A 25856-nucleotide genomic window follows, 5' to 3' on the forward strand; every position below is an offset into this window, starting at 1 on the left:
ATGAATTTAGAGAGGAAACTATCTGAAAGGATAGTTTCTTTTTTTGCAGAAAAAAACAGCATTATAATTATTTGTTCCATTCCAGGTAAAAATAATATATAATAGACTATATACAAAATGGAGGAATCATGGAACAGTATTTTACCAAAAACCCCACAACGGAAAAGGATATATATAAATTTGACTGGAATATAGGAAAAGAGAGATTTTATTTTTATACAAGCAACAGCGTTTTTTCCAAAAGCGGAGTTGACTTCGGCTCCATGCTTCTTGTTGAAACCGTAGTAAAGGAAGGCTCGGACTTTAACGGCAGCATTCTTGACCTGGGCTGCGGCTACGGACCCATCGGTGTGATGCTGGCAAAGCTCATGGACAATGCGTCTGTAACCATGTCTGACGTGAATGAACGGGCGCTGGAGCTGGCGAAAATGAATGCACAGGAAAATAAGGTTTCAGGAAAAATAAAAGTAATAAGTTCCGCTGCTTTTGAAAATATTCATGAAAGCTATGACATGATAGTTACGAATCCACCCATACGGGCAGGAAAAGATGTGGTGTTTTCATTCTATGAAGGAGCCTTTGAACATCTCAACAAAGGCGGCAGACTGTACGTTGTAATACAAAAAAAGCAGGGAGCCCCAAGCACCAAGGAAAAGCTTGAAGCTTTGTTCGGGAACTGCGAAACAGCTGAAAAAAAATCAGGATACTTCATATTCAGGGCAGAAAAGTAATCGGATTTAATATTTAATTATTCTTATAGATGTAGAAATATTATTGGCGAATTATGTACTGCCTAGATGTAGTAGTTTGGTTGTGTAAATATTATTGTAGTGGAGGAATGTATAATGTTTAAAGTACTAGATGAAAGTTATGATAAGGTTATTCAAAGTGTTTATTTGACGGCTATGGCAGATTACGAATTTGCGTTAGATAGACTTGTCCCGTTAATAGACAAATTGGATTTTCAAAGGAATCCATTGCGCAAGTCGTTTTATAACAGGCTTGAAAACGACATAATTAATGGTTGTATAATGCCATTTTTAACAATAGCAATAAAAAAGGACATTTACAATAGTGACTTCCCATTTTATACTGATGAAAAGCAATTGGATTTTTTTCATCTGTTAGATAATGCCTTTGTTCTAGATGGCATTCAACGTCTTAATACTCTAAAACGTGTTGCGTCCATGCCTAATTTCGATTCAACTAGACCAATCTTTTTTAATATCTTGATTTGTAGTTCTATGGATCGACTATTATATCGTATGGTTACTTTGAATAATGGACAGAAACCAATGACAGCTAGGCATCAAATAGAAGTATTGGCAAATAATATTTTTGACTTTAATAATCTTCCAATTATTTCTGTTTCAGAAAAGCAAAAAACGGCGAGTAAAAAAACTTCTGATGATGCTACAATGAATAAGGAAAATTTAATTAAAGCATATATTGCATATATTAGTGGTTCTGTTAATATTGATAATCAAAAAATTATTGAATCTAAAATGGATGAACTAATTACTGATCAAATAATGGAATCTAATATAACAAAAAGAGATACTGAATATTACGATATAATAAGCTACGTAAGTGATTGCATGCAAGACGATTATCTGAGGGATTGGTTTGAGGTTCCTAATAATTTCATTGGGTTTTCAGCAGCTATGTCTAATAAATTTGCCTATATCAAAAGTATTTCTCATAATAAACTTGCAAATTCGATTTTATTGTTTGAAGATGCTTTTTCTTCTATAAATGTTTCTAAAATAAAATTAGGTATGGCCCGAAGACGTATGGTGAAATACTACTTTGAAAACTATGAAAAGCTGTCAATTATTGATAATAATAAACTCCTTGACAAAATTTCAATGGAGATATAACAATATGAAAACACGAAATATAGGCATATATGAATACCAAGAACGTTTCTCTGACTTGAAGCAAGATAAATTGCCATCATCTATGCAATTACCTACAGCAACGAATGAAGCCTTGTTACTTCGCATATTATTGGGACAAATAAATCTAAAAAAAAATGCAACTAGTGGTCTAATTAGGCCGCGAACGAATTATTTACGTCTACCTTATGTACCAACAGGTTCTACCACCTATAGTGCTATTGGAGATATATTTAGTAGCATTGATAATAAAGTTAATATAATTGATGAAAATAACGATATTGATAATTATTTTACACAAAATCGCCGTAATCACGATGTTCATGAAAAAGTATTATTTGAGATTTCAAGTTATTTTGTAAATCAACAACAAGCTCCAATAACTGCATTTGCTCACCTATATAGGTGCTTAGAATATATGTCATATAGTTTTCCAATGCTATATGCTGCAAAATCCAAAAATTATAAAGGAACTTTTACTGATCTGAAAAAATTCTTTTCTGGTGATACAGCTGGTGAACTGAAATTCTTTCACAAATTCCTTCAAGTATTATTTGAAGATGAAGAAACTACACTCAAATATGAATTTGGAATCAATCTTTTATTGAGTAATCCATTGGATTGCTTCGAAAGAGAATGCAGAGCAATTTACAAGAGTTTTCCCTATGCTATTGAAAACGGCATACTTCAAATTAAATTTGAAAATATGCTTGAATTTTTTATTACAACGAGGAATCGTTTTTTTCATATGCTTGTAGGACAAGGTCAAGAGAATTTTAGCTCAATTGATTATGACATAGGTGAATACTTTAAATCTATTAACCCTTATGTTTTAAATTGGCTATCAATAATAATTCAAAAAATTAGCGTATATGGGTTTTATTCTTCGTTAATCGGTTCATAAAGCGCGACAATACTATACCATAACTCATCTTCATGGCTTACAACACTGAAATTTGCGGATAAAATATTTACATTATTATGGAGGAGCCAAGCGTTAATTGCTTCTTCAACGCTGGATAAATTAGGATAAGATATAATTTTAATTTGACTCATTGTCATATCTCCTTGTTTTCTATTTATATAGATAATATGCCCAAATTTTGAATAAAATTACTACGAACTTACAAACACATTTTTACTTCTAATGTCATGCTTGACTTGAAATTATCAGCAATATCTTGTAGTAGGCCTTGAACATGGCTATCTTCAAGGGCTCCGTTTGGAGTTTCTTTAGCCTCTTTTCGATGTCAGCTCTAGCTTTGTTGAACAGTGTTTTACTGATTACGATGGCTAGGTGTTTGCTTTTTGGAGCTACTTGGCACTGTCGGAGCGTCAGAAAAACCGTGTTTTCCAGGCAGCTGTTGAAATTTCATATGATGAACTATTTTCCGCAGTGTTACTTGAAAAAGTGGGCACAAAAAAAGCCTTGTTGCGCAATATTATATGGAATACAGTCATGAATCAATAATCACGCGTGAAATTTTCATGTAGGTAAGGAAGAAATGAGTAGACGACAATGTGTCTACTTATAAATGGTTAAAAACGCTGTAGCAGTAGCAACACACTGCTTCGCTTAATGCCTGTAGCAACTGTGATGAGGTGTTCTGCAGTTACATTGGAACAGCTATATAAATTCTCACGGCAGTTAGGTAATCATGCCCTGTTTTTGTTTTTTGAAAAAAGATAGTTTACTTCGGCGCCGGTAAGGAAAATGACCGACAGTATATAAATCCAGATAATAAAAACAAACAGCCCGGAGAGATTTCCGTAGATTGTGCTGTAGTACAAAAGCCTTCTGCTCACGTAGCGGGAATAAAGATAGGAGCCTGCTATTATACCTGCCGAGGCAAATAGTGCACCGGGAAAAACAAATGAAAATGCTACCTTTTCGTAGGGAAGAATCTTGTATGCGGCGGAAAACACCAAAAACAGCAAAACAAAAGGCAGAGCCAGACGGAAAATGTGAATGAGAACATAGTTCAGGTTCTTGAATAATGTTATTTTTTCAAGATATATCAAAAGCGGACTTCCTGCTACAACCAGGGCAAAGATGATGTACATGGACAGCATTATGGCAATGGAAAAAACAATGCCTTCGAGCCTTAACAGAAGGAAGTGTCTTTTTGCGCTGAAACCGTAAGCCTTGTTTATTCCGGTTATGATTGTTGCGCTGCCGGAAGTGGACGACCACAAAAGAACCAGCGTACCTGCGGGTACATATGAATCGCTGCAGCTTCCAACGGCATAACGGACCACAGAATAAATGATGCCGTATACATCTTCAGGCATGAATGGCGACAGAGAGTCAAGTATATAATAAATGTAGGTGCTGAAGCTGCAGAGAATGGTTATGGCAAAAATCAGAAACGGAAAAATTCCCAGAATGATGTAGTAAGAAAATTGCGCACTCAGGGAAAAGATATCATCCTCCCTGGTTTTGTGCAGTAGTTTCATAAAGTTAACGGCAGATTTTTTTAACATAACTCACCTGGATGAAAATATTTTTATTATATTATTGTCTAAAGAGGATTTTATAAACGCAAATAAAATGTTAAAAATTTATCATATTAGCGTCTTGATAAAAAAAAGGCGGAGTGTTATAATATACACAGGCAAAAATGGACAAGAGTCCAAAATTAGGAGGAAAAAATGGAAATCAAAAAGATTTGTGTAGTAGGAACAGGCACAATGGCAAAAGGAATTGTGCAAACATTCGCACAGGCCGGTTATCCTGTAGTTGTAAAGGGTAGAGCAGGCAAAACTTTCGACACTCTTGAAGACACCATAGGCAAAGGTCTTTCAAAGCTTGTTGCAAAGGGAAAAATGGAACAGTCAAAGATGGATGAAATCATGGGCAACATCACAAAGGCTACTGCATACGAAGACTGCAGCGATGCTGACCTGTTCATAGAAGCAATAGCTGAAGATATGGAAACAAAACATGCAATATTTGCAGATATTGAAGCTGTTGCCAAGGAAGATGCTATCCTGTCAACTAACACATCTTCACTTTCAATCACTGAAATAGCATCTAAATCCAAAAGACCGGAAAGAATCATAGGAATGCATTTCTTCAATCCTGTTCCGGTAATGAAGCTTGTTGAAATAATAAAAGGAAAGATTACATCCGAAGAAGTTCATGCATCTATTTATGCGCTGTCACAGGCTATAGGCAAGACTCCTGTAAGTGTTGAAGAAGCTCCTGGATTCGTAGTAAACAGAATTCTTGTTCCTATGATCAACGAAGGAATCGGCATACTGGCAGACGGAGTTGCAACAAAGGAAGAAATTGACACAGCAATGAAGCTTGGCGCTAACCACCCAATGGGACCACTGGAGCTGGGTGATCTGATCGGTCTTGATGTTTGCCTTGCAATTATGGAAGTGTTGTACAATGAGTTCGGCGATCCTAAATACAGACCGCACACTCTTCTTCGCAAGATGGTAAGGGCAAACCTTCTGGGAAGAAAGACAGGCAAAGGCTTCTACGATTACAACTAAAATTAAAATCAGTTAAGAATTAAGAGTTATTAATTAATAATTAATAATTAATAATTATATGTGGAGAACGGTTAACCGTTCTCTTTATTTTTTATCCAATAATTCATACAATTTAAAATTTTTTGATACATGTGGGATATAATAAATATATTGGAATAATTAACTTGAAATAAGAACATTCATTAAGTATAATAAAGTGAAACTTATTAGGTAAATGCCGCGCAGATGGCATTGCGACTATTGGCAGCTGAATCGATATTTTGTCGGTTGGCTATAAACATAAATATTTACAAGGAGGCTTATATGAGCGAAATCGAAAATAATTCAGAAAACAGGGAATCGGTTAATTTCATTCAAAAAATAATCAATGAAGACCTTGCCAAAGGAACATACGGCAACAGGGTACATACGAGATTTCCTCCGGAGCCTAACGGTTATCTTCATGTGGGCCATGCCAAATCCATATGCCTTAACTACGGGCTGGCTAAGAAAAACAACGGAACATTCAATTTGAGATTTGATGATACAAACCCAACAAAGGAAGACGACTCCTTTGTTGAATCCATAATTAAAGATGTCAAGTGGCTTTGTCCAGATTGGGATGAAAGAATTTTCTACGCTTCCAATTATTTTGAAAAAATGTATGAATACGCTGTGGAGCTTATCAAGAAGTCGCTGGCGTTTGTGGATGATCTTTCAGCAGATGAAATAAGGGAATACAGAGGAACGCTTACTGAGCCAGGCAAGGAAAGCCCATGGAGAAACAGGTCGGTTGAGGAAAATCTGGATTTGTTTGCAAAAATGAGAAACGGTGAACTTGCCAACGGTGAGAAGGTCTTAAGAGCCAAAATAGACATGGCAAGTCCCAACATAAACATGAGAGACCCAGTAATCTACAGAATACTTCACGAATCACACCATAACACAGGTGACCAGTGGTGCATCTATCCAATGTACGACTATGCACATCCCATAGAGGATGCCATAGAGGGCATCACTCATTCAATCTGCACTCTGGAGTTTGAAGATCACAGGCCGTTCTATGACTGGCTTCTGAGCAATCTTGACGATTTCAAGGCTGCTCCTACGAAGCAGATTGAATTTGCAAAATTATTTTTGACAAAAACCATGATGGGCAAGAGGTATCTAAAGAAAATGGTTGAGGAAGGTTATGTGGACGGATGGGATGATCCGCGTATGCCTACGGTTGCAGCCCTGAGAAGAAGGGGCTACACTCCGGAAGCAATAAACAACTTCTGCGAAGCCATAGGAGTTTCCAAGGCACAGAGTGTTGTGGACATAGCAATGCTTGAACATGCCGTCAGAGATGACTTGAGCACAAGGGCTCCAAGGACCATGGCAGTTCTGGACCCCATAAAATTGATCATCACGAACTATCCTGAAGACCAGGTGGAATACATGGAAACAGAAAACAATCCCGACAATCAGGACATGGGCACAAGGCTCGTTCCCTTCTGCAGGGAGATTTATATTGAAAGAGAAGATTTCATGGAAAATCCGCCCAAGAAATATTTCAGACTTTTCCCGGGAAATGAAGTAAGGCTTAGAAATGCATACTTCGTGCGATGCGAGGATTTCGTCAAGGATGAAAACGGCAACGTTACGGAGGTACACTGCACCTACGACCCTGCAACAAGAAGCGGTTCCGGATTCGACGGACGCAAGGTTAAAGGTACGCTTCACTGGGTATCGGCAAGACACTGCATGGATGCAGAAGTAAGGCTCTATGACTACATGATGGAGGATCAGGATTACGATAAAACCAATTTCCTTGAGAAATTGAACCCGAACTCCAAGATTGTGCTGAACAGCTGCAAGGTTGAACCTTCCATGAAGGAGCAAAATATAGGAGACAGATTCCAGTTCTTAAGACACGGATACTTTATTATCGACCAGGACTCAAAAGACGATACTATTGTATTCAACAGAATCGTGTCCCTGAAGAGCAGCTACAAATAAAAACAATTAATAATTAAGAATTAAGAATGAAGAATTATGGAAGGATTTGTGCTCACGCACAAATCCATCTATTAATTATTAACTCTTCACTCTTCATTCTTAATTGAATATCGAGGGTGCTAATTTGAACGTATACGAAATAATTGAAAAAAGCATCATGGGCAGCAAGTTCATATACGGGGTGTTCACCACTCCGAGAAACAAATCCGAAAATCCGTACATAAAAATAACTGCAAGGCCTGTTGCCATTAAAGGAGAGAACCGCATACAGCTGGAGAAATTCACCGACAAGCAGGCGTTTCATGAAAACTACACATACCGGGAAGCTGCAGGGCAGATTGTGGACCTCATAATGCACGACTACAGAAACATAAACCTGTTTACGGAGGACTCGGACTACCAGGTCATTGTCAGTAAAAAAGGAAGCATCAAGGTTACCGAAAAGGAACCAACGAAAAAGCAAACAATAGAAGACCACAACAAACAAAAACAGTACATAATAAGGGAACATGAACCATGTGACTTTCTGTGCCACCTTGGAGTAATGAATGACAAAGGTGATGTCTTTGCCAAGAAGTATGACAAGTTCAAGCAGATCAACAAGTTTCTGGAAATAGTCGACGATTCGCTGAAGGACAGAAAGCTTCAGGATGACTTCATGATCATTGACTTCGGATGCGGCAAGGCATATCTCACATTTGCCCTGTATTATTATTTCTTTTTTGTAAGAAACATAAAAGTGAAAATAATCGGCCTTGATTTAAAAAAGGATGTAATAGATTTTTGCAACCAAACAGCAAGACAACTGAATTACCAGCATCTTGAGTTTCTTTACGGTGACATTAAGGACTTTGAATACAAGTCAAAGGTGGATATGGTCGTGACGCTTCACGCCTGCGATACGGCCACAGATGCCGCTCTTGTGAAGGCAATCGGATGGAACACTGACATAATCCTGTCTGTTCCATGCTGCCAGCATGAGTTCTACGACAAGATAGAAAATGAAAATCTTGAGGCCATGCTTAAGCACGGCCTCATAAAGGAAAGAATGTCATCCCTTGTGACGGATTCATTGAGAAGCCTGTTCCTGGAGACCAGGGGCTACAGGGTGCAGCTAATGGAATTCATTGCTATGGAGCACACTCCTAAAAACATACTCATAAGGGCAGTGAAGACAAACAAGGACACGGAAAAAGCATCTGAAGAGTATGAGTCATTCAAGAAATTCTGGAACCTAAACGATATATTTATTGAAAAATATTACAATGCAATTAACAATTAATAGTAAATAATTAATAATTATTGTTGGAATTGTGCAAAGCACAATTCCTTCCCCAATTGTTCATTATTAATTATTAATTAGCAGCAGGGGGTTATGGTGGGCGAAAAAGGCTTTAACAAACATGACAGAGGAGTTTTCGAGTACATACTGGATAACATACCGGATTCCATTACTGTTGTTGACAAGGACGGAACAGTAATTTTTTTCAATTCTACGGCTGAGCAGTATTTCAGCGTTGAAAAGAAAGACATCATCGATAAGGATATCCGTGACTTTTTCCCAAACGCCATTCTTCCAAGGGTTCTGGAAAGAAAAACTTCATTTTTCAACATATACAACAGTCCCAGACAAAACAGCTTTGTGGTTTCAAGCGCTGTTCCTCTGTACGACAAGAGCGGCAATCTCATAGGAGGTCTGGCTAGAGACCGTGACATAACGGAAATTGTCAGATTGAGCGATCTCTTGAACAAGACGCAGACAAATCTCCTGCAGCTGGAAAAGGAATATTCGAAGATTGCCTCATCCGGTGAGGCTTATTTTTCAAAAATAATCAGCAATAATTCTGGCTTCATACAGATAATCAACCTGTGCAAGAACATTGCAAAGTCACCGCTGAACATCCTTCTGAAAGGTGAAAGCGGAACCGGCAAGGAGCTTTTTGCAAAGGCTATACACTATGAAAGCGGAAGAAAGGGCAAATTCGTTCCCATAAACTGCAGCGCCATACCCAGAGAGCTTTTCGAAAGTGAAATATTCGGATATGAGGCCGGAGCCTTTACAGGCGCCAGAAATGAAGGCAAAATGGGAAAATTCGAGGAAGCTGAAGGAGGAACGCTGTTCCTTGATGAAGTGGCCGACATGCCCATGGAACTTCAGCCAAAGCTTCTAAGGGTGCTGGAAGACGGAGTGATAACCAGAATCGGTTCCAACAAACACAAACAAATCGACGTAAGGATAATATCTGCAACAAACAAGGACATACGTGAGCTCATAAGCCAGGATAAATTCAGAAAGGACCTTTACTACAGGCTTGATGTGTTTCAGGTTAACATTCCACCTCTCAGGGAAAGGAAGGGGGACATTGTGCTCCTTGCCAACAAGTTTCTGCAGGAGTTCTGCATGGAACAGGGCATAAACATCGTGGAAATTCCTGATGAGGTACTGGATATCTTCAATGAATACAATTGGGGAGGCAACGTAAGGGAGCTGAGAAACGTCATTCAAAGGTCGGTTGTTATTGCTGCTCAAAGCGGCAAGGACAAAATCGAGAAGGAGTTTCTTCCCTATGAGCTTCAGAAGATTGAGGTCGATGAAATAAACAGGGTTGTAAACGTTAATGATATAATGAACAGCGATACGGGTCTAGAAGAATACCTGGAAAGAATCGAAAAAAGGATCATTATAAAGACGCTTGAGGAAATGAACCACAACAAGGCTCTGGCGGCCAAGCAGCTTAAAATTCCAAGAACTACGCTGTATTACAAAATGGATAAGTACGGCATCAACGCCGATGAACAAACAAAATAAATGATTAGAAAGGAAAATATGGATAAAATAAGATTAGCCGCAATTACTGCCTTCGGGTTGGAGGCGGTAGTAAAGAGAGAACTCAACGACCTGGGATATGAGGATGTGACCACCGACAACGGTTGGCTGTACTTTGACGCAGATGTGAAGGATATACCTAGAACAAACATAAATTTGAGATGTGCCGACAGGGTTATGCTGGTTATGGGACAGTTTGAAGTGTTGAGCTTCGAAGAGCTTTTCGACAAAACCTACGAGCTTCCTTGGGAGAAGTGGATTACAAAAGACGGTAGGTTCGCGGTGAAAGGCAAGTCCATTAAGTCAAAGCTTTACAGCGTTCCGGACTGTCAGGCCCTCGTTAAGAAGGCTGTATCCAAGAAGCTCTGTGAAGAATACGATGTTGAATGGATGCCTGAAACAGGGGCTGAATTCACAATACTGGTATCCATCCATAAGGACATTGCAACCGTTTCAATCGATACCACCGGCGCCAGGGAAGGACTGTTTAAAAGAGGCTACAGGGAAAAATCCATGGAGGCGCCCCTTAAGGAAACCATGGCGGCAGCACTGGTTAAATTAAGTTACTGGAACAAGGAACGAGTGCTTTATGATCCAATGTGCGGTTCCGGTACCATTGCCATAGAAGCGGCTCTCATAGGGAGAAATATCGCTCCGGGCCTGAACAGAAGCTTTGCTTCCCAAAGCTGGCCCGCAGTTTCGGAAGAGCGCTGGAAAGAAGCTAAGATTGAAGCCAGAAAACAAATCGACCTTGATTCTGAAATTAAAATTTACGCTTCTGACATAAGTGAAAGGGCCGTGAAAATTGCAAAGGAAAATGCCATTGAAGCAGGAGTTGACGACTGCATAGAATTTTTTGTGAAGGATGTCATGCACATAAAGGAGCCAATGTGTTCCCATGGCATAATGATAACTAATCCTCCTTACGGAGAGAGAATCGGAGACGTTTCCCAAATACAAAATTTACACAATCATCTGGGCAAGGTGTTCGGAAGGGATAAAACATGGTCATGCTACATAATAACTTCAATTGAAAGCTTTGAGAGGGATTTTGGAAGAAAGGCCGACAGGAAAAGAAAGCTGTTCAACGGTGACGTGAGAGTCGACTATTACCAGTATTTCGGCGAAAGACCGGAAGATAAACAAAGCTAAAAAAATTCCGTATTGTAAAGAAAATATCTGAAAATCAGTTGAAATTAATTCATTTTTATTGTACACTGTAAATATATGTTTGATTTTTTAAAATATTATGTTATTATATAATCTACAATATTTAAAAGGTGAGCATATATGATTGAAGAAGTAAGTGCTGGGGGGATCGTCTTTTTCAAGAACAGCATTCTTATGTTAAGGAAATTTAACGGAGACTGGGTTCTTCCGAAAGGAAGAGTTGAAGAAAACGAATCGCTTAAAGAGACTGCCTTGCGTGAAGTGTATGAAGAAACCAGGGCTAAGGTAACGACCATCAAATATCTCGGTAAAATCAACTATGAATTCAACAGAACAAGTTATATGGACAGGGTTCATATAAACAAGGAAGTCCACTGGTATTTAATGATGGCACGTAACATGAACTGTACTGCACAAAAAAATGAGGGTTTCGCAGAAGCTAAATTCCTTCCCTTTGAAAGGTCATTGATAATTGCCAGATATGACGATGAAAGAAAGATAATAAAAAAAGCTGTTGAAGACATTAAATTTCATTGCTACAAGTAGGGTGATAACATGACTTTTTCTTCTAAGATCAAAGATGAGCTGTCCAGGAGCGAAATAACTGATAAGACTGCTGCGCGTGCAGAGACGGCAGCCTTGGTGAGGACCATGGGGTACATAAGCTTCAAGGGATTCAGCAGGATGGAAGTTGAATTTTCTACGGAAAATGCTGCAGTAGCCAGGCGTATATTCAAGCTTTTGAAAATCGCTTTTGAAATTTCAACCCAGGTCAGCGTGGAGAAAACCAACCGACTTAAGAAGCATAACAATTACATCATAAGAATTGAAGATAAATTGGCAAAACAATTTTTGCTTGACACCAGGGTAGCCCAAAAGGAAGACTTCAACATAATGTCCTTTGACTACGGAGTTCCGGACGAACTGCTCACAAACGACCTGTGCAGGAGATCTTACATAAAGGGTTCATTCATGGGCTGCGGTTCAATAAGCGATCCTGAAAAATCGTATCATGCCGAGTTCGTAAGCAGCCGGGAGGAGCAAAGCCGTGGAATATGCAATCTTCTTGAATCTTACGGCATAACGGGCAAGACAATTTATAGAAAGAACAACTATGTAACCTACATTAAGGAAAGCGAGCAGATTTCGGATTTATTGGCTCTCATGGGAGCAAACAACGCCGTGCTCGATTTTGAAAACGTAAGAGCAGTAAAAGAAACAAGAAATCAGATCAACAGGGTAATAAACTGCGAAACTGCCAATCTTGACAAAATTGTGGACACTTCCATGAGGCAGATAAACAGTATCAAGGTTTTGAAAAAGCACAAAGCTATCGATAAGCTTCCCGATCATTTGAGAGAACTTGCATATTTAAGGCTTAAACACAGCAATGCGAGTCTTAAGGAACTTGGAGAAATGCTAAATCCACCATTAGGCAAGTCAGGTGTGAATCATAGATTAAGAAAAATCGAGGAAATTGCCGAAGATTTATTAGAACATGAGAAAAGAGGTGTATAAAATGAGATCACAAAAAGTAATATTGAAAAATAAGATAGGCCTGCACGCTAGACCGGCAGCAATATTTGTAAAAAAAGCCAGAAATTTTGACAGTGAGATTATCATTAAAAAAGGCATACAGGAAGCTAACGGGAAGAGCATCATCAGCATAATGGCGCTGGGTGCCATGAAAGGCGATGAACTTATTATTCTCACAAAAGGTTCCGATGAGGACAAATGCATTGCTGAATTGTCAAACTTGTTGGAATTCATGGAAGAAGAGGAATAAAAGAAATAAAAGGAGGGGCAACCCTCTTATTTATTGCCCAAAATAAAAAACATAGGAGAAAGTATGGAAAATAAAGTATTGGCTGTAGTGGACGGAAGAGAAATTAAGGAATCGGACATGAATGCTTTGATGAATAACCTTGGACAAAATGCATCATATTTCAGAGGACCGGAAGGAAGAAAGAAGCTGGTTGACGAACTTGTAATGCATGAGCTTATGTATTCTGAGGCTGTGGAAAAAAATCTCGAACAGGATCAGGAATTTATCGATGTACTGAACAACATGAAAAAGAGCTTGCTGCAGCAGTATTCCCTAAGAAAGATGTTCAACGGCATAACAGTGTCCGACCAGGAGCTCAGGGACTACTACGAACAGCACAAGGAAATCTATAAGACCGAGGAAATGGTCAAGGCAAGTCACATACTTGTGGATTCTGAAGAAAAGGCAAATGAAATACTTGAAGACATTACTGATGGTATGAAGTTTGAGGAAGCTGCAGCCAATTATTCAAGCTGCCCTTCAAAGCAAAACGGAGGAGAGCTGGGACAGTTCGGCAGAGGACAAATGGTTAAGGAGTTCGAGGATGCGGCATTTTCCATGCAGGTCGGAGAAATTAGCTCCCCTGTAAAGACACAGTTCGGTTACCACATCATTAAACTTACAGACCACATACCGGCAAGAAATTCAGAGTTTGAAGAAGTGTATCAGGAAGTGAAGGACGGTTTCTTTGCTGAAAAACAAGAAAAGGTATATCTTGAAAAGAAAGCTGAACTGACCGGCAAGTACGAAGTGTATTACATGGAATAAAGTTGCCCCGCGAAAGCGGGGTTTTGTTTCGCCTGTGATAAACAGAAACATAATACGGATTAAAGCTGTGTACAAAAATACCAGCCTGTGCATAAAAGCGCCTTAAAAACTGACGCTTGTTAACAACTTGCAGGAAAAACATGCAATGTAGTAATTTTTATAAAAATTTTAAAAAAGATGTTGCCAAATCAATACCCTTGTGTTAATATAATAAAGCGACATGCGGATGTGGCGGAATTGGCAGACGCGCACGGTTCAGGTCCGTGTGGGTAACTCCATGCAGGTTCAAGTCCTGTCATCCGTACCAATTAAAAAAAACAGCGATTCTCAGATGAGGGTCGCTGTTTTTTTCGCACTGGTTAATATGTTTAAGAGAGTTGCGGTGAAATGTAAAAAGTTCTTGACATTTCTTGCAAGGTAGCATATTATAAATGTAAAGAACGTTTTACATTATGCGTTCGTGAAATGTTCTTGGGCGGTATTTGTACTGCATCGAATATAAAATAAATTGCCTGAGGGGGTACTCATGAGAAAGATGGATGAAATGGAATTGTCTATAAGCTTTAAGGCGATTAAATGGGCATGGTTTTACACTGTCATGTTTTTATTTGTATGGACATTATATGATTATTTTATAAAAGGTGTTTTTAATTCTCCTGCATCCTTTTTGCTAACTACTCAAAACGTCATCTACCTGGGAATAAACCAATTCCTTAATTGGAAACTGAGTAAAGATGAGAAATAAAATTAAGGAACTTCGTAAACAAATCGGACTTCGGCAGGAGGATTTAGCAAGAGAGCTGGGTGTTACACGTCAAACAATCAATGCCATTGAAAACAATAAGTACAATCCAACGCTTGAGCTTGCAATGAAACTGGCCAAACTTTTAAAAACACCTGTTGAAGTAATCTTTGAACTTGATGATTGTTAAAAAACGGAAGCAGTACTTCCGTCATTCCTTTAAGTCTGTGTGAGTAACTCCATACAGGTTCAAGTTCTGCCATCCGTACCAATAACAAAAACAAAAACAGCGATTCTCAGAAGAGGGACGCTGTTTTTTTAAATACGGGTAATGTAATAAGAATAAGTGAGCCGTGTGCGATAAACTGAAGATTAAAACCTATTACATGGGTTTTAGATTTTTATTGAGGCGCTCAATCATCCATGACAAACGGCTATTCCGTCCGGCATCTGTTTTTGCATCAAAATATGCCCGTGTATAAGTCTTTTTTACAGATGGGGACATGGCCTGAAAATTCGTATAGGCCGGTTCATGTTCTTTCAGCAAATCAGATAAAGCTGCTATCTGTTCAACGGAAGTCACTGGGGACTTAGGAGCATTCCACTGACCATTTTTCTTGGCCTCCTCTATTTTCTCTCTGCCATAATCGGTCATTACCCCTTTTTCCTCAAGTTTCATAGCTAGCTCCTTATTTTTATTCGACCATTTACTATTTACCGTACGGCACGCAAAATATTTCTTATATTTTGTGCTGTCAATGCTTTGCACTTGTCCATCGATCCAGCCGTAGCAAAGGGCTTCTTCCAATGCCTCAGCAGCAGTAAGCGTGGCTGGCCCGCCATTTTTGCCGAAAAGCAGCCATACACCTTCACTACTTGTTCCGTTTTTGTGTAACCATTCACGAAACGTTGCCCTGTTGGAAAAAACTAAAATCTCACTCATATTTTCACCCCGTTAAGTCAGCTTACTCGTCTAAAACAAACTGTTTTGATTTTATTATACCATCAAATTCTCACGTACAGAAGAAGGAAATTTATCATGCCTGAATACTCCGATTAATAAAAAATTACACTGTGCGGATGGTTGGTTCCAACCAATCTGGAATGATGTTTCAATGGTTCCGGTTAGGATTGTAAAGGCAAAATTTATATATTTCGACAAATAATTTAATTAATATTTTTATCTGTCAGCATGTTGTTGACAAATGTCAATGCTTAAAATATAATTAATTATCTGCAGCATAATGAAAAAGGCAAACTTAGCGAAAGTTGAGGACGCAAAGCCACGGGTCTTAAGGTTATCCAAGACAGCCGGGTTACCAAACTGTGCAAATACATACTATAAGAGTATTGGCTTTGTTTGGGTTACCATTCAGGGCTTTTTTATTTCAAATGACTATGCTCTCTGAGGATTAAACAATTTTGGAGGTGAAGCTCGATGAAAGAAGGGAAATCGGTTTACTACATCGAAATACATTATAACTATACTAGGTACAACATTTATAATGTAATGGTAAAGAATTATGAAGAATTTTGGGAATGGTTGATTTCCGGTGACAGCAATGAATTTACCGTTACCAGCTTTACACAGCGTGAAATCAAGTATGCCAGGGATAAGATAACCAATTTCTATGAAAAACAAACTGGTGTGGAAACTGCAAGAAGCAGGGAAATAGAAAAAATAAAGAAAGATTTGATTTTGCCGTCTTATCAGAATTCCAGGACCTATGAAACCCAAAGGGTTGTACGGGTGAGCAGTGAGATTCCTGAAACGGTTCAGACGTACAAGGAATATGACGAAATTTTGCCTGAAAACAACCTGGGAACTGAGCATATAAAGAAATATGCCTCAAGGCTGGAGAAGGAAAATATGATCTTGAAATCAAAAATATCCGAGTTGGAAAGTAAGATATCGTTGAAAGAAATTCATGATGAAGTTAATAATGAAATTTATCAAGAACTTCAGCAAAAGGTTGAACTTGAAAAATCAAGAAACGATAAGCAAAGTACAGAATTGGAACTTTACAGGCAGAAGATACTCAATATGGAAAATATGATTGCCGAGAAAAACCTGGAGGCTGAAGCCCTGCGAAAAATAAAACTACAGGCAGAGCAGGAGCTGATCGTTGAAAAGTCAAAATGTACAAGCTGCAAATTTAAAGGCCTTGGAGATGACTTGGAGACAATTTACGGCAAAATGGATTACTTCTCTGAAGAAGCCACAAGACATTCTGAAATTATCAATGAGCTTCATCAAAGGTTAACCGCGGAACAGCATCGAGCCAACAAGTCCAAGAAAGATCTGGAGAAGTTTGCAATGGCTGTTGCAGGATTGAAGGAAAAGTTGTAAATACCAGAGAATTATATTATTCAGCGACTCTTGTCAAAGAGCCGCTGTTTTATTATGCAGCCAACAGGGATTTCAGACATTAACAATGAGCTTGAAATCAGTGATGACGAATTTTAAGCTAGACACAAGAAAGGTAAACGGAGACGATTGTATTGAAGCAAAATGCACCTTCTTAACAATTTGGTTGCAATTTGACGCTGTGCACACAGACTTGATGGAAAATATTGTATTCAAGAATATGCAAAAAAGAATATAGTCACGATTGACTCGCTAAAACGCGTGAATTCAATTAAAGATAGAGCATGTGCGAAATTTGGTGAAGTTTATCTAAAATTACATGCAAAAATAACAAGCAAAAACGTTTACGTGCAAAAATAGAAACGATTGCATGAAATGATGAATTGACAAACATTCATATGTGTATTACAATAATGCAATCATTTAGAATTTTTTATAAACGGAGGAGAATAATTATGATTCGCAAAAAAATGGTTTTACTACTAACAATGGCACTGCTTGCAACTTCATCAGTCACAGCTTGCAGCAACGGCACTCCTGCCAAACAGGAAAATACAAAAGAAGAAAACAAGGAGCAGAATACGGCTCAGGAAATCGACAAGAGCAAGTATTTCATAACTGTAGCAACAGGACCTACCAGCGGTTTGTACTATCCTATAGGAGGAGCTTTCTCCAGCGTATTTCAGAATAAATTAGGGTACAAGTCTTCAGCTCAGGCAACAGGAGCATCCGTGGAAAATATAAATCTTATTTTGAACGGGGATGCGGAACTGGCCATAGTGATGTCTGACTCTGTAGCACAGGCTTATGGTGCATTCGGTGCATTTGAAGGAAAAACACCTGCAGAGGATTTAAGATGCATTCTTGGGCTATATCCCAACTACGTGCAGCTTGTAACAACTAAAGACACCGGTATAACCAAGTTTGAAGATCTTAAGGGCAAGAAGGTAGGTGTTGGCGCTCCGAACTCCGGAGTTGAACTAAACGCAAGAATGATGTATGAAGCTCACGGCATGACATACGAAGACAGCAAGGTTGACTATCTGAACTATGGCGAAGCAATCGACCAAATGAAAAACGGGCTGGTTGACGCAGTGTTTGTAACAAGCGGTATTCCCAACGCCACTGTAATGGAACTTGGAACAGCAGCAGACATAGTAGTTGTTCCTATCGAAGGCGAAGGACTGAAGAACCTGACAGAAAAATATCCATTCTTTGTTCCTGATGTGATACCCGCAGACACTTATGGAACAGACACCGACGTCAATACTGTAACTGTAAGAAACATAATGCTTGTAAGCAAGGATCTTCCGGATGAAGTTGTTTACGACCTTACAAAGGGAATTTTCGAAAACATAGAAGACATCAAAGCTTCCCATGCTACAGCTGCAAAGCACATTTCACTTGAAAATTCTCACATAGGTGTGGACATTCCTTTCCATCCGGGTGCAGTTAAGTACTATGAGGAACAAGGAATAAAATAAATGAAATATAAAAACCTGCCTGCTGCAGAACAGGCGGAAGGTTGCAGCCGATCCGGCAGCAAAGGGATGGAGCGCCAGGCTTCATCCCCTTATGTAAAGTTAATAATCGTGTTATTGACAGCAGTATTTTTATGGATCGCATCAGCCGGTCGCAGCAGGGTGCTGACAATTTTGAATCAAAAAACTGGTGAAGTTTATCTGGAATCATATGTTTCGGAAGGGGACAAGATTGAGTATTCGTGGGTTCATTCATTTGAGCACATTCCGTGGACAGAGGAATATGAACTGCAAAACGACAACGAACTGATGCTGACCAGCATTGCTGTTGCTGGTTTCGGAGCCGGAATTCCCGAAAATAAGGGGGAAGTTTCGGTTGAAGATGGAATTATTAAAATGAGGAATATTAACCAATCTTATGAAGAAATAAACTGGATTAATTCAAATACAGCGCTGACGCATATCGGGCTCAACGGCAGCGTGCTGATAAAAGGCAGTGACCTGCCGCACCATGAGCCGTGCACTTTAAAAGTAAAGGAGAGATATTTTGTATGGCCAAGATTTCGTTAGACAACAGGAATGAAGCAATAGAGACACAACAAACGGAAATACTTGAGAAATATGACAAGGAATCAAAAACGAGAAAATTTGAAAGCAGAAATGTAGCTAAATTCATATATTGGACTGCTGTAATCATAGCCTTATACCACTTTGCAACATCCTTCATCGGATATCCGGCAACCCACAAGCACAGATCACTGCACGTTGCCATGATGCTTTTCATGACATTCTTCATATATCCTGCATCAGGCAAAGCCAGCAGGAAAAAAGCTGCGTGGTACGATGTGGTGTTTGCCATGATGGCGGCAGCTGTGGCAGCGTATGTGTGGTTTGATTACGGGAACTTTATAAACAGAATGGGAATGCCCAACACCATGGACATTGTTATGGGTACGATGCTGATTATCACTGTTCTTGAAGCATCCAGAAGAATTTCCGGATGGCCTCTGGTGATCCTAAGCCTATTGTTCATTCTATACGGTCTGTTCGGCAAGAACATGCCTGGCATATTCACCCACAGGGGCTACAGCTGGACCAAGCTTGTAAACCACATATTCATAAACACTGAGGGAATTTACGGAACATCTGTAAATGTTGCGGCAAGCTATATTTTTCTGTTCATACTGTTTGGAGCAATCATGAACAAATCGGGTATGGGACAGTTCTTCAATGACATAGCCCTGGCTCTTGCAGGACACACAAAGGGAGGTCCTGCCAAGGTTGCTGTCATAGCCAGCGGATTTCTGGGAAGCATTAACGGTTCAGCCGTAGCTAACGTTGTTACCACCGGTACGTTTACGATTCCGCTCATGAAGAAAACCGGATACAGCAAGGAATTCTCAGGTTCAGTTGAAGCCACCGCTTCCGTTGGAGGACAGCTTCTGCCTCCGATTATGGGTGCTGCTGCATTCATTATGGCGGAAATGCTTGGAGTAAAGTACGGAGTGATAGTTGTAAGTGCAGCAATTCCTGCACTGCTTTACTATTTCGGAATTATGGTTCAGGTTCAGTTAAGGGCAGACAAGAACAACCTTGTCGGTGTTCCCAAGGAAGACCTTCCAAGGGTGAAGGCGGTTATGAAGACCAGGGGACACCTGGTAATTCCAATAATATTTCTTCTTTACATGCTGCTTTTCAGCGGCAAGACAGTAATCTTCTCGGCATTTTTAACCATAGTTGTCACTATATTCGTCAGCATGCTCAAAAAGGAAACAAGGATGAGTCTGAAGGACCTTCTTGATGCTTTTGAAGAAGGAACCCGTTCCACAGTCTCGGTTGCTGTTGCATGCGCAGTTGTTGGAATAATAATCGGCGTTGTGAGCCTTACCGGATTCGGACTGAACATGGCTAACGCAATAATACTGCTGGGACAGTCAAATCTCATGGCTACACTGGTTTTGACAATGGTTACGTGCATGATATTGGGAATGGGTCTGCCGTCAATACCGGCGTACCTAATTACAGCCACCATGGCTGCTCCTGCTCTTATTCAGCTTGGTGTTCCAGACATAGCGGCACACATGTTCGTGTTCTACTATGCAATGTTTGCTAACCTTACACCGCCTGTTGCACTGGCTTCCTTTGCGGCAGCAGGTATTTCCGGCGGTGACCCCATGAAGACAGGGCTTCAGTCAGTGAAGCTTGCCCTGGCCGGCTTCATCGTGCCGTACATGTTTGTGTACAACACTTCACTTCTGCTGCTTGATACAACAGCACTGATTGCTGTCAGAGTAATCATCACATCTATTATAGGAGTGTTCATGATTGGCGTTGCTGCCGAAGGATATCTGTACGGAAAACTTAACTTTGTTATGAGGGCCGCAGCATTTGCAGGATCACTGCTTTTGATAACAGAAAACGTGCTGCAGGACTTAATAGGATTTGCTGTTCTGGCAGCTCTGCTCATTTATCAGAGAGCCAGAAACAAGGATTTAAAATCTGTATAAGAATAGTACAAAAACAAAAGCCGTTCGAAAATGAGCGGCTTTTATAGCCTTACAGACCGTAAAGACTGCAAAGCATTATGGCAAATTCAAACTGCAGGCGGTACGGTATTGCAAAGGGGTCATAGCCGTAGAGGCTTATGATTTTTTTCTTTCGCTGAAGGACCGTGTTCTTGTGCAGGAACATCCTGTCAGCCACTTCTGTGGTGTCTGAATCGCTCATGAGCAAAATCTTGAACGTTTCAAGAAGCTCCCCGTTGTTTTCCCTATCATAGCTGATTATCGGGCCGAAAAGCCTTTGTGTTATTTCTTTCGCCTTGGAACAGTCCATGTTCCTCATGAGAAGTCCGAAAATTTCAACTTCCTCGTAAAACACGGTTCTAGAAGAACAAAAAATTTTATTGCCTATCATAAGGGCATCAACAGCTTCTATGCAGCTTTTCTTGATGGAAGACAAGCTTTCCCGCCTTAGGCTGACGCCTGCCGAAACATTGTTGCCAAGAGCACTGCGGGCTGTGTTTCGCAGCAGTTCTGCTATCTTTGCTGTTTCTGCTCTTGTCAGTGGAGCGCTCTTGATGTTCAGAAATATCAGAATCTTATTTTCATGCGACGCAACTATGCTTGGCTCAGCCATGCGCCTCACTTCTCTCAGGACCAGGCAGTATAGATCGTTTCTTAATTTTTTCAGATGCTCCTCTGACTCTGGTTTATTGTCGTCGAATCCTGTGAATATGTCAAGAGCAATGACCGATTGTATGCGGGCTATATCAAAACCAAGTGAAGAGCTCCTCTTCAAGGCATCCTGCTCGTCTTTGAAGTTCCATGCAATCAAATCTTTTATGAAGTCATTTTTCAACAGGTTGTTGTAATCCTTTAGATTTGTCTTGTTTATCGTTATTATGGCAAGTGAATTTTTAGCCTGCCTTATAGAAATGTAATCAAGCCTTCTTAAGTCCGATGCATTGAATACGACTAGTACACCATAGTACATCATGCTGCTCACTATGGGCGAAAGCAGTATGGTTGTTGAGTTGTCGGTTAAAAGTATCTCAATATCCCGTTTTTCCTTTATGAACCTTTCAAAGTTTTCATCTATTTTCTGTTTTATATAGCTGTTGTATTTTCCGCAAATGCCTCCTTGTGACGCTGATATGCATATGCTGTTGTGGCTGAAGAAACATACAGTCCTGTTCAGAAGCCGTCCTAATGCTGCAACTATGCAGTCAGCATTGTTTTCTTCAAGAATCAGGTTTGTCATTTTGTCGTAAACATCCATGGCGTGCATCAGGTCTTCGTTCCTTTTTTCCAGGATTCTGTCAAGTATGGGGGAAATGATGTCTATGTATTCCATGGGGGCAGGAGCCACAATTAAAGGAAGTTCAAGCTCGGTGCAGACATCAATTAGCTCTCTGGAAACAAAAGGCAAAATCATGCCTACATGACACAATATAAGACCGCTTGCCTTTGAACTGCACATCATGCGGATGATACCCAGCTGTTCATCGCTTTTATGTGCAATTGAATAAAATGCTGATACTAAAATGTGTCCGGACTTTATTGCTGCATTAGAACCGGGAATTTCAAGTACGCTTACACCCTCAACAGCATTGGATAACCCATTGCTTCCTGCAACCACCTGAAGGGTTTTAAGCTGTTCGATGTTCAATATTTCCTTGACTGTAAGCTTCACATCTTTCCTCCTTTCTAAAAGATAGACTGTTACACATGCTGTGTTTCCTGAAAAGCAATGACATGAACGGTACTTTTATTTCATTATACAGATAATATGACCATTATTTTTTGTTTTACCGGTTTTAAAGGGGTATAGCTAAAAATTGCAGCAATGCTGCAATTTTGGCTTCAGAAGATTTCATTCATTGATAATAAGCACCGGACATGGAGCATCTGCAATAACCTTTTGTGTCACGGAACCTATGAAGAAACGCTTTACTTTGGAGAAACCCCGCCTTCCCATCACTATCAGATCATAATTGCCTTCTTCTGCAGTCTTTAAAATTTCCTCATATGCAAAACCCAGGCAGAACACCCTGTCGTAGGGTATGCCTTCCAGATTCAGCTTGCTTATTACATCATCAAGCATTTTCCCGTCAATTCTCTTGATTATTTCCAGCATCTCGTTTATTTCGGGATCCCAGAAAGGTTCGTATTCATATACCTTGGAAGGTATTGGATTTATCGATACGGTAATAAACGTGAGTTTTGCTTTGTTTTTTTCGGCAATTTCAGCAGCCTTGGCTGCAGCCTTCATTGAAGCTTCCGAACCGTCTACGGGCACTAGTATTTTTTCCATTTTGTCCTCCTGATATAGAATTATTTATGGTAAATATACCCCCCATGTGTAAATTTAATCAATATGAGCGTTTGACATAATAAAAAATATGACTGTATTGACATCTTAAAAAATATATTCCAATATTTAGTTTTTATGTTATAATTCATTTGAGGCCAATGACCTATACAATGCGGAGGAACTATGAAAAAGACATCCATAACAAGGCTGTACATCATATACTTTTTGTTTTCCATATTCTGCAATATGGCTCATCCTATAACACCTACCATGTTCATCGAAAAGGGGTTTCCGGATTTCATGTTCGGCGTATCCTATTCGGCAATGTCTCTTTCATACTTTGCAGGTTCACTGGTGTTCGGAACCGTTGGAGACAGGTACGGTCACATCAAGACCATGGCAGCAGTCATGCCGGTGTATGCTCTGTCGCAGTTTGCATTCGGGGTTACACGGTCACTGGCGGTCACTGTGATTGCCAGGCTTGTGGGAGGCTTTTTCAGCGCTGCAGTTTTCGTGGGCAGCATGGCTTACCTTGTAGATCTTACAACAGGCGAGGACCGCGGCCGGCATATGGCATACTATGTGGCATGCAACTCCGTGGGTTCGGCTTTTGGTTATTTTATTGGCGGAATAATCGGAGCAAGATCAATTATGGCAGTAATAGTTGTGCAGACTGTAACCGTCATTTTTTGCGGTGTGCTGACTGTTCTGCTTCTTAAGGAAACTGGAAAGGGTTCAAGATTCACCATGAGTACATCGCTGAATCCATTCAAGACGTACAGTGAAAAGGCAGGAGCCATGCCCAGGTATCTTGTTACGTTCCTGGCAGCGGTGTTTTTGACAAGTCTTGCCACCACGGCCTATGACAATGCGTTTAACTTCTATATAAAGGATGCGCTGGGGTTGGGACCTTCGTACAACGGAGCAATCAAGGCTGTCATAGGAATAGTCACTTTAACGGTTAATTTCACCATCAACATTTACATAGTAAAACATACACAAACGAGGAAGTCTCACATTGTGTCTTTGCTGCTCTGCGGAATATCAGCGATGTTCGTGCCTTTCATAAAAGGGCTTTATCCGTTCTTTGCAGGCAACGTGGTGTTTTTCATGTTCAATGCAATTTACCTGCCCATTCAGCAGGACATAGTAACCAGCGGACACGATTCAAGAACCAGCGGCCTGATTTCAGGAATATTCAACTCTGTCAGGGCAGTGGGAATGATATTCGGTTCCCTCTTTTCGGGTTTCATATATGAGTGGGGCAACAAGCTTCCGTTTTTTGCTTCATCTGCAGCATTCCTCATAGGCGTGGGAATTTCTGCGGTGAACCTTAAACAATACAAGTCAGAACTATCGGAGTGATATATGGGTTTTGAAATAAAAATCGTACTTGTTGCAATGTTTTTTGTAATATTAATAAGTCTGCAGTACACATTGAACAAGATACTTGTTATATTGAAGGAAATAAGAGCAATTTTACTGGCCAGAAAGGACAAATAAGAATAATTTATGAAAATTCAACCATAATACTCCTATTAGAAAGGAGGAAACTATGGCTGAAAAAAAGAAAAAGGAACCTACTCCTGAGGACATCATGAAGCTTGAAATAGCCAGTGAGCTGGGTCTCATGGAAAAAGTCCGTGAGCTTGGCTGGGGAGGTCTTACCGCCAAGGAAACGGGAAGGATCGGCGGGCTCATGACCGCTAAGAAAAAGCAAAGGAAGAAGTAAATGTCGAACAAAAGCTATAAGGAATTTTCGCAAATCTATGATTTGCTCATGGATGACATAGATTATGAAAAGTGGACATCCTTTATAATCGGTAAAACAAAGGGAAGCAGGAAGATTCTTGAAGCAGCCTGCGGAACCGGAAGCATAACCCGTCTGCTGGCTCAGGCAGACATGAAGGTTACTGCTTTTGACCTGTCTGAGGACATGCTCATGCGCGCATATGAAAAGCTCGGGAGAAACCCCGGAGTGAAACTGCTCAACCAGGATATGACCGACTTTAAAGTAGATGACCGGTTTGATGCTGCCGTATGCTGCTGTGACGGTATAAACTACCTGACAGATAAAGAGGTTTCAAGTTTTTTTGAAAACGTCCGGGACCATCTGAACGACAGTGGGAAGTTTATTTTTGACATGAGCACAGACTACAAGTATGACACCATGTTCAATGAAACCTATGTCTATGATGACGGCGGTGTGTTTTATGTGTGGGAAAACATGGCCGACGAAGACGGCAGAAAAATAGATATGGAGATAAATTTCTTCATAGAAAACGAAGATGGCAGTTACTCAAGAATCACGGAAGTTCAGACGCAGTACGTGCACAGCTCTGAAAAGATAACAGAGCTTCTCAAGCTTGCAGGCTTTGGCTGCATTGAAACCTACGACGATTACAACGACGTGCAGGGAGAACTGCCTGAGAAATCTCTCAGAGCAGTGTTTTCTGCGGTAAAATTATAAGGAGAAAT

General features: G+C 40.0%; 27 protein-coding genes, 1 tRNA gene and 1 riboswitch. Of the genes, 23 read left to right on the top strand and 5 right to left on the bottom strand.

Going from position 1 to position 25856, the window contains the following annotated elements; translation table 11 throughout:
* Positions 1–128 precede the first annotated feature (128 nt).
* From AAGU76_RS14465 to AAGU76_RS14475, 3 genes are all read left to right on the top strand, one after another.
* Positions 129–731, top strand: a complete 603-nt coding sequence (locus AAGU76_RS14465) for a class I SAM-dependent methyltransferase (RefSeq protein ID WP_342486217.1) — start codon at positions 129–131, stop codon at positions 729–731.
* Between the two features lie 114 nt (positions 732–845).
* Positions 846–1880, top strand: a complete 1035-nt coding sequence (locus AAGU76_RS14470) for a hypothetical protein (RefSeq protein ID WP_342486218.1) — start codon at positions 846–848, stop codon at positions 1878–1880.
* A 4-nt stretch (positions 1881–1884) separates the two neighbouring features.
* Entirely contained in the window at positions 1885–2802 is a 918-nt protein-coding gene (locus AAGU76_RS14475; RefSeq protein ID WP_342486219.1) for a hypothetical protein, read from the top strand.
* On the opposite strand, the gene AAGU76_RS14480 is transcribed toward AAGU76_RS14475, so the two are convergent.
* Both AAGU76_RS14480 and AAGU76_RS14485 read right to left on the bottom strand, forming a co-directional pair.
* Complete coding sequence (locus AAGU76_RS14480; RefSeq protein WP_342486220.1) at positions 2778–2954, bottom strand: hypothetical protein; 177 nt, start codon at positions 2952–2954, stop codon at positions 2778–2780. The genes AAGU76_RS14475 and AAGU76_RS14480 overlap by 25 nt on opposite strands.
* Before the next feature lie 600 nt (positions 2955–3554).
* On the bottom strand, positions 3555–4382 hold the full coding sequence (locus tag AAGU76_RS14485; RefSeq protein ID WP_342486221.1) for a YihY/virulence factor BrkB family protein: 828 nt from the start codon (positions 4380–4382) through the stop codon (positions 3555–3557).
* Positions 4383–4550: 168 nt separating this feature from the next.
* Here AAGU76_RS14485 and AAGU76_RS14490 point away from each other — a divergent pair, with 168 nt between their 5' ends.
* From AAGU76_RS14490 to AAGU76_RS14545, 12 genes are all read left to right on the top strand, one after another.
* Complete coding sequence (locus AAGU76_RS14490) at positions 4551–5402, top strand: 3-hydroxybutyryl-CoA dehydrogenase (protein ID WP_342486222.1); 852 nt, start codon at positions 4551–4553, stop codon at positions 5400–5402.
* Between the two features lie 303 nt (positions 5403–5705).
* A complete protein-coding gene (locus AAGU76_RS14495) occupies positions 5706–7382 on the top strand; it encodes a glutamine--tRNA ligase/YqeY domain fusion protein (protein WP_342486223.1) in 1677 nt (558 codons plus the stop codon).
* A 124-nt stretch (positions 7383–7506) separates the two neighbouring features.
* On the top strand, positions 7507–8664 hold the full coding sequence (locus AAGU76_RS14500) for an SAM-dependent methyltransferase (RefSeq protein ID WP_342486224.1): 1158 nt from the start codon (positions 7507–7509) through the stop codon (positions 8662–8664).
* Positions 8665–8757: 93 nt separating this feature from the next.
* Positions 8758–10191 (top strand): sigma 54-interacting transcriptional regulator, encoded by a 1434-nt coding sequence (locus tag AAGU76_RS14505; protein WP_342486225.1) that lies wholly within the window; start codon positions 8758–8760, stop codon positions 10189–10191.
* An 18-nt stretch (positions 10192–10209) separates the two neighbouring features.
* On the top strand, positions 10210–11361 hold the full coding sequence (locus tag AAGU76_RS14510; protein WP_342486226.1) for a class I SAM-dependent RNA methyltransferase: 1152 nt from the start codon (positions 10210–10212) through the stop codon (positions 11359–11361).
* A 138-nt stretch (positions 11362–11499) separates the two neighbouring features.
* On the top strand, positions 11500–11925 hold the full coding sequence (locus tag AAGU76_RS14515; protein WP_342486227.1) for an NUDIX hydrolase: 426 nt from the start codon (positions 11500–11502) through the stop codon (positions 11923–11925).
* A gap of 9 nt (positions 11926–11934) precedes the next feature.
* Positions 11935–12897 (top strand): DNA-binding protein WhiA, encoded by a 963-nt coding sequence (gene whiA, locus AAGU76_RS14520; protein ID WP_342486228.1) that lies wholly within the window; start codon positions 11935–11937, stop codon positions 12895–12897.
* 1 nt (position 12898) lies between these two features.
* Positions 12899–13165, top strand: a complete 267-nt coding sequence (locus AAGU76_RS14525) for an HPr family phosphocarrier protein (RefSeq protein WP_342486229.1) — start codon at positions 12899–12901, stop codon at positions 13163–13165.
* A 63-nt stretch (positions 13166–13228) separates the two neighbouring features.
* Positions 13229–13972: a peptidylprolyl isomerase gene (locus AAGU76_RS14530; protein WP_342486230.1), complete on the top strand. Its 744-nt coding sequence runs from the start codon at positions 13229–13231 to the stop codon at positions 13970–13972.
* A 222-nt stretch (positions 13973–14194) separates the two neighbouring features.
* Positions 14195–14279: transfer RNA gene (locus AAGU76_RS14535), tRNA-Leu, on the top strand.
* 219 nt (positions 14280–14498) lie between these two features.
* Positions 14499–14717, top strand: coding sequence for a hypothetical protein (locus tag AAGU76_RS14540; protein WP_342486231.1), 219 nt, complete (start codon positions 14499–14501; stop codon positions 14715–14717).
* Positions 14707–14904, top strand: coding sequence for a helix-turn-helix transcriptional regulator (locus AAGU76_RS14545; RefSeq protein WP_342486232.1), 198 nt, complete (start codon positions 14707–14709; stop codon positions 14902–14904). The genes AAGU76_RS14540 and AAGU76_RS14545 overlap by 11 nt, the downstream gene beginning before the upstream one ends.
* 192 nt (positions 14905–15096) lie before the next feature.
* Here AAGU76_RS14545 and AAGU76_RS14550 read toward each other — a convergent pair whose 3' ends face one another.
* On the bottom strand, positions 15097–15657 hold the full coding sequence (locus AAGU76_RS14550; RefSeq protein ID WP_342486233.1) for a YdeI/OmpD-associated family protein: 561 nt from the start codon (positions 15655–15657) through the stop codon (positions 15097–15099).
* 299 nt (positions 15658–15956) lie between these two features.
* A riboswitch (cyclic di-GMP riboswitch) is annotated at positions 15957–16038 on the top strand.
* A 114-nt stretch (positions 16039–16152) separates the two neighbouring features.
* Here AAGU76_RS14550 and AAGU76_RS14555 point away from each other — a divergent pair.
* The 4 genes from AAGU76_RS14555 to AAGU76_RS14570 all read left to right on the top strand — a co-directional run bounded on the left by AAGU76_RS14555 (position 16153) and on the right by AAGU76_RS14570 (position 21070).
* Positions 16153–17064: a hypothetical protein gene (locus AAGU76_RS14555; protein ID WP_342486234.1), complete on the top strand. Its 912-nt coding sequence runs from the start codon at positions 16153–16155 to the stop codon at positions 17062–17064.
* Between the two features lie 473 nt (positions 17065–17537).
* Complete coding sequence (locus AAGU76_RS14560) at positions 17538–18566, top strand: TAXI family TRAP transporter solute-binding subunit (RefSeq protein WP_342486235.1); 1029 nt, start codon at positions 17538–17540, stop codon at positions 18564–18566.
* Positions 18567–19133: a DUF1850 domain-containing protein gene (locus AAGU76_RS14565; RefSeq protein WP_342486236.1), complete on the top strand. Its 567-nt coding sequence runs from the start codon at positions 18567–18569 to the stop codon at positions 19131–19133.
* Positions 19115–21070, top strand: coding sequence for a TRAP transporter permease (locus AAGU76_RS14570; protein ID WP_342486237.1), 1956 nt, complete (start codon positions 19115–19117; stop codon positions 21068–21070). The genes AAGU76_RS14565 and AAGU76_RS14570 overlap by 19 nt, the downstream gene beginning before the upstream one ends.
* A 49-nt stretch (positions 21071–21119) precedes the next feature.
* Here the strand turns inward: AAGU76_RS14570 and AAGU76_RS14575 are convergent, their stop codons facing one another.
* The gene (locus tag AAGU76_RS14575) at positions 21120–22757 is read right to left on the bottom strand and encodes a PucR family transcriptional regulator ligand-binding domain-containing protein (protein WP_342486238.1); all 1638 of its coding nucleotides are present in this window, start codon (positions 22755–22757) and stop codon (positions 21120–21122) included.
* Positions 22758–22937: 180 nt separating this feature from the next.
* Positions 22938–23378 (bottom strand): universal stress protein, encoded by a 441-nt coding sequence (locus tag AAGU76_RS14580; RefSeq protein WP_342486239.1) that lies wholly within the window; start codon positions 23376–23378, stop codon positions 22938–22940.
* Positions 23379–23561: 183 nt separating this feature from the next.
* On the opposite strand from AAGU76_RS14580, the gene AAGU76_RS14585 reads away from it, so the two are divergent.
* From AAGU76_RS14585 to AAGU76_RS14600, 4 genes are read left to right on the top strand one after another with little or no spacing between them, the layout of a single operon-like run.
* Positions 23562–24743 carry an MFS transporter gene (locus tag AAGU76_RS14585; RefSeq protein ID WP_342486240.1) on the top strand — a complete coding sequence of 394 codons (1182 nt, stop codon included), beginning with the start codon at positions 23562–23564 and terminating at the stop codon, positions 24741–24743.
* A 3-nt stretch (positions 24744–24746) separates the two neighbouring features.
* Entirely contained in the window at positions 24747–24881 is a 135-nt protein-coding gene (locus tag AAGU76_RS14590) for a hypothetical protein (protein ID WP_342486241.1), read from the top strand.
* Between the two features lie 52 nt (positions 24882–24933).
* Complete coding sequence (locus AAGU76_RS14595; protein WP_342486242.1) at positions 24934–25110, top strand: small, acid-soluble spore protein, alpha/beta type; 177 nt, start codon at positions 24934–24936, stop codon at positions 25108–25110.
* Entirely contained in the window at positions 25111–25848 is a 738-nt protein-coding gene (locus AAGU76_RS14600; RefSeq protein WP_342486243.1) for a class I SAM-dependent methyltransferase, read from the top strand.
* The last annotated feature ends 8 nt before the right edge of the window (positions 25849–25856 follow it).

Origin of the sequence: Sedimentibacter sp., assembly GCF_038562225.1 — a bacterium.
In the GTDB taxonomy this organism is placed as follows: domain Bacteria; phylum Bacillota; class Clostridia; order Tissierellales; family Sedimentibacteraceae; genus Sedimentibacter.

Bases quoted from the DNA above. Each gene is read 5' to 3' on its own strand.
- AAGU76_RS14510 (WP_342486226.1), top strand. From the start codon at position 10,210: ATGGATAAAATAAGATTAGCCGCAATTACTGCCTTCGGGTTGGAGGCG.
- AAGU76_RS14490 (WP_342486222.1), top strand. From the start codon at position 4,551: ATGGAAATCAAAAAGATTTGTGTAGTAGGAACAGGCACAATGGCAAAA.
- AAGU76_RS14470 (WP_342486218.1), top strand. From the start codon at position 846: ATGTTTAAAGTACTAGATGAAAGTTATGATAAGGTTATTCAAAGTGTT.
- AAGU76_RS14560 (WP_342486235.1), top strand. From the start codon at position 17,538: ATGATTCGCAAAAAAATGGTTTTACTACTAACAATGGCACTGCTTGCA.
- AAGU76_RS14525 (WP_342486229.1), top strand. From the start codon at position 12,899: ATGAGATCACAAAAAGTAATATTGAAAAATAAGATAGGCCTGCACGCT.
- AAGU76_RS14515 (WP_342486227.1), top strand. From the start codon at position 11,500: ATGATTGAAGAAGTAAGTGCTGGGGGGATCGTCTTTTTCAAGAACAGC.
- AAGU76_RS14475 (WP_342486219.1), top strand. From the start codon at position 1,885: ATGAAAACACGAAATATAGGCATATATGAATACCAAGAACGTTTCTCT.
- AAGU76_RS14465 (WP_342486217.1), top strand. From the start codon at position 129: ATGGAACAGTATTTTACCAAAAACCCCACAACGGAAAAGGATATATAT.
- AAGU76_RS14485 (WP_342486221.1), bottom strand. From the start codon at position 4,382: ATGTTAAAAAAATCTGCCGTTAACTTTATGAAACTACTGCACAAAACC.
- AAGU76_RS14590 (WP_342486241.1), top strand. From the start codon at position 24,747: ATGGGTTTTGAAATAAAAATCGTACTTGTTGCAATGTTTTTTGTAATA.
- AAGU76_RS14600 (WP_342486243.1), top strand. From the start codon at position 25,111: ATGTCGAACAAAAGCTATAAGGAATTTTCGCAAATCTATGATTTGCTC.
- AAGU76_RS14495 (WP_342486223.1), top strand. From the start codon at position 5,706: ATGAGCGAAATCGAAAATAATTCAGAAAACAGGGAATCGGTTAATTTC.
- AAGU76_RS14570 (WP_342486237.1), top strand. From the start codon at position 19,115: ATGGCCAAGATTTCGTTAGACAACAGGAATGAAGCAATAGAGACACAA.
- whiA (WP_342486228.1), top strand. From the start codon at position 11,935: ATGACTTTTTCTTCTAAGATCAAAGATGAGCTGTCCAGGAGCGAAATA.
- AAGU76_RS14565 (WP_342486236.1), top strand. From the start codon at position 18,567: ATGAAATATAAAAACCTGCCTGCTGCAGAACAGGCGGAAGGTTGCAGC.
- AAGU76_RS14550 (WP_342486233.1), bottom strand. From the start codon at position 15,657: ATGAGTGAGATTTTAGTTTTTTCCAACAGGGCAACGTTTCGTGAATGG.
- AAGU76_RS14595 (WP_342486242.1), top strand. From the start codon at position 24,934: ATGGCTGAAAAAAAGAAAAAGGAACCTACTCCTGAGGACATCATGAAG.
- AAGU76_RS14505 (WP_342486225.1), top strand. From the start codon at position 8,758: ATGGTGGGCGAAAAAGGCTTTAACAAACATGACAGAGGAGTTTTCGAG.
- AAGU76_RS14530 (WP_342486230.1), top strand. From the start codon at position 13,229: ATGGAAAATAAAGTATTGGCTGTAGTGGACGGAAGAGAAATTAAGGAA.
- AAGU76_RS14585 (WP_342486240.1), top strand. From the start codon at position 23,562: ATGAAAAAGACATCCATAACAAGGCTGTACATCATATACTTTTTGTTT.
- AAGU76_RS14480 (WP_342486220.1), bottom strand. From the start codon at position 2,954: ATGAGTCAAATTAAAATTATATCTTATCCTAATTTATCCAGCGTTGAA.
- AAGU76_RS14540 (WP_342486231.1), top strand. From the start codon at position 14,499: ATGAGAAAGATGGATGAAATGGAATTGTCTATAAGCTTTAAGGCGATT.
- AAGU76_RS14580 (WP_342486239.1), bottom strand. From the start codon at position 23,378: ATGGAAAAAATACTAGTGCCCGTAGACGGTTCGGAAGCTTCAATGAAG.
- AAGU76_RS14555 (WP_342486234.1), top strand. From the start codon at position 16,153: ATGAAAGAAGGGAAATCGGTTTACTACATCGAAATACATTATAACTAT.
- AAGU76_RS14545 (WP_342486232.1), top strand. From the start codon at position 14,707: ATGAGAAATAAAATTAAGGAACTTCGTAAACAAATCGGACTTCGGCAG.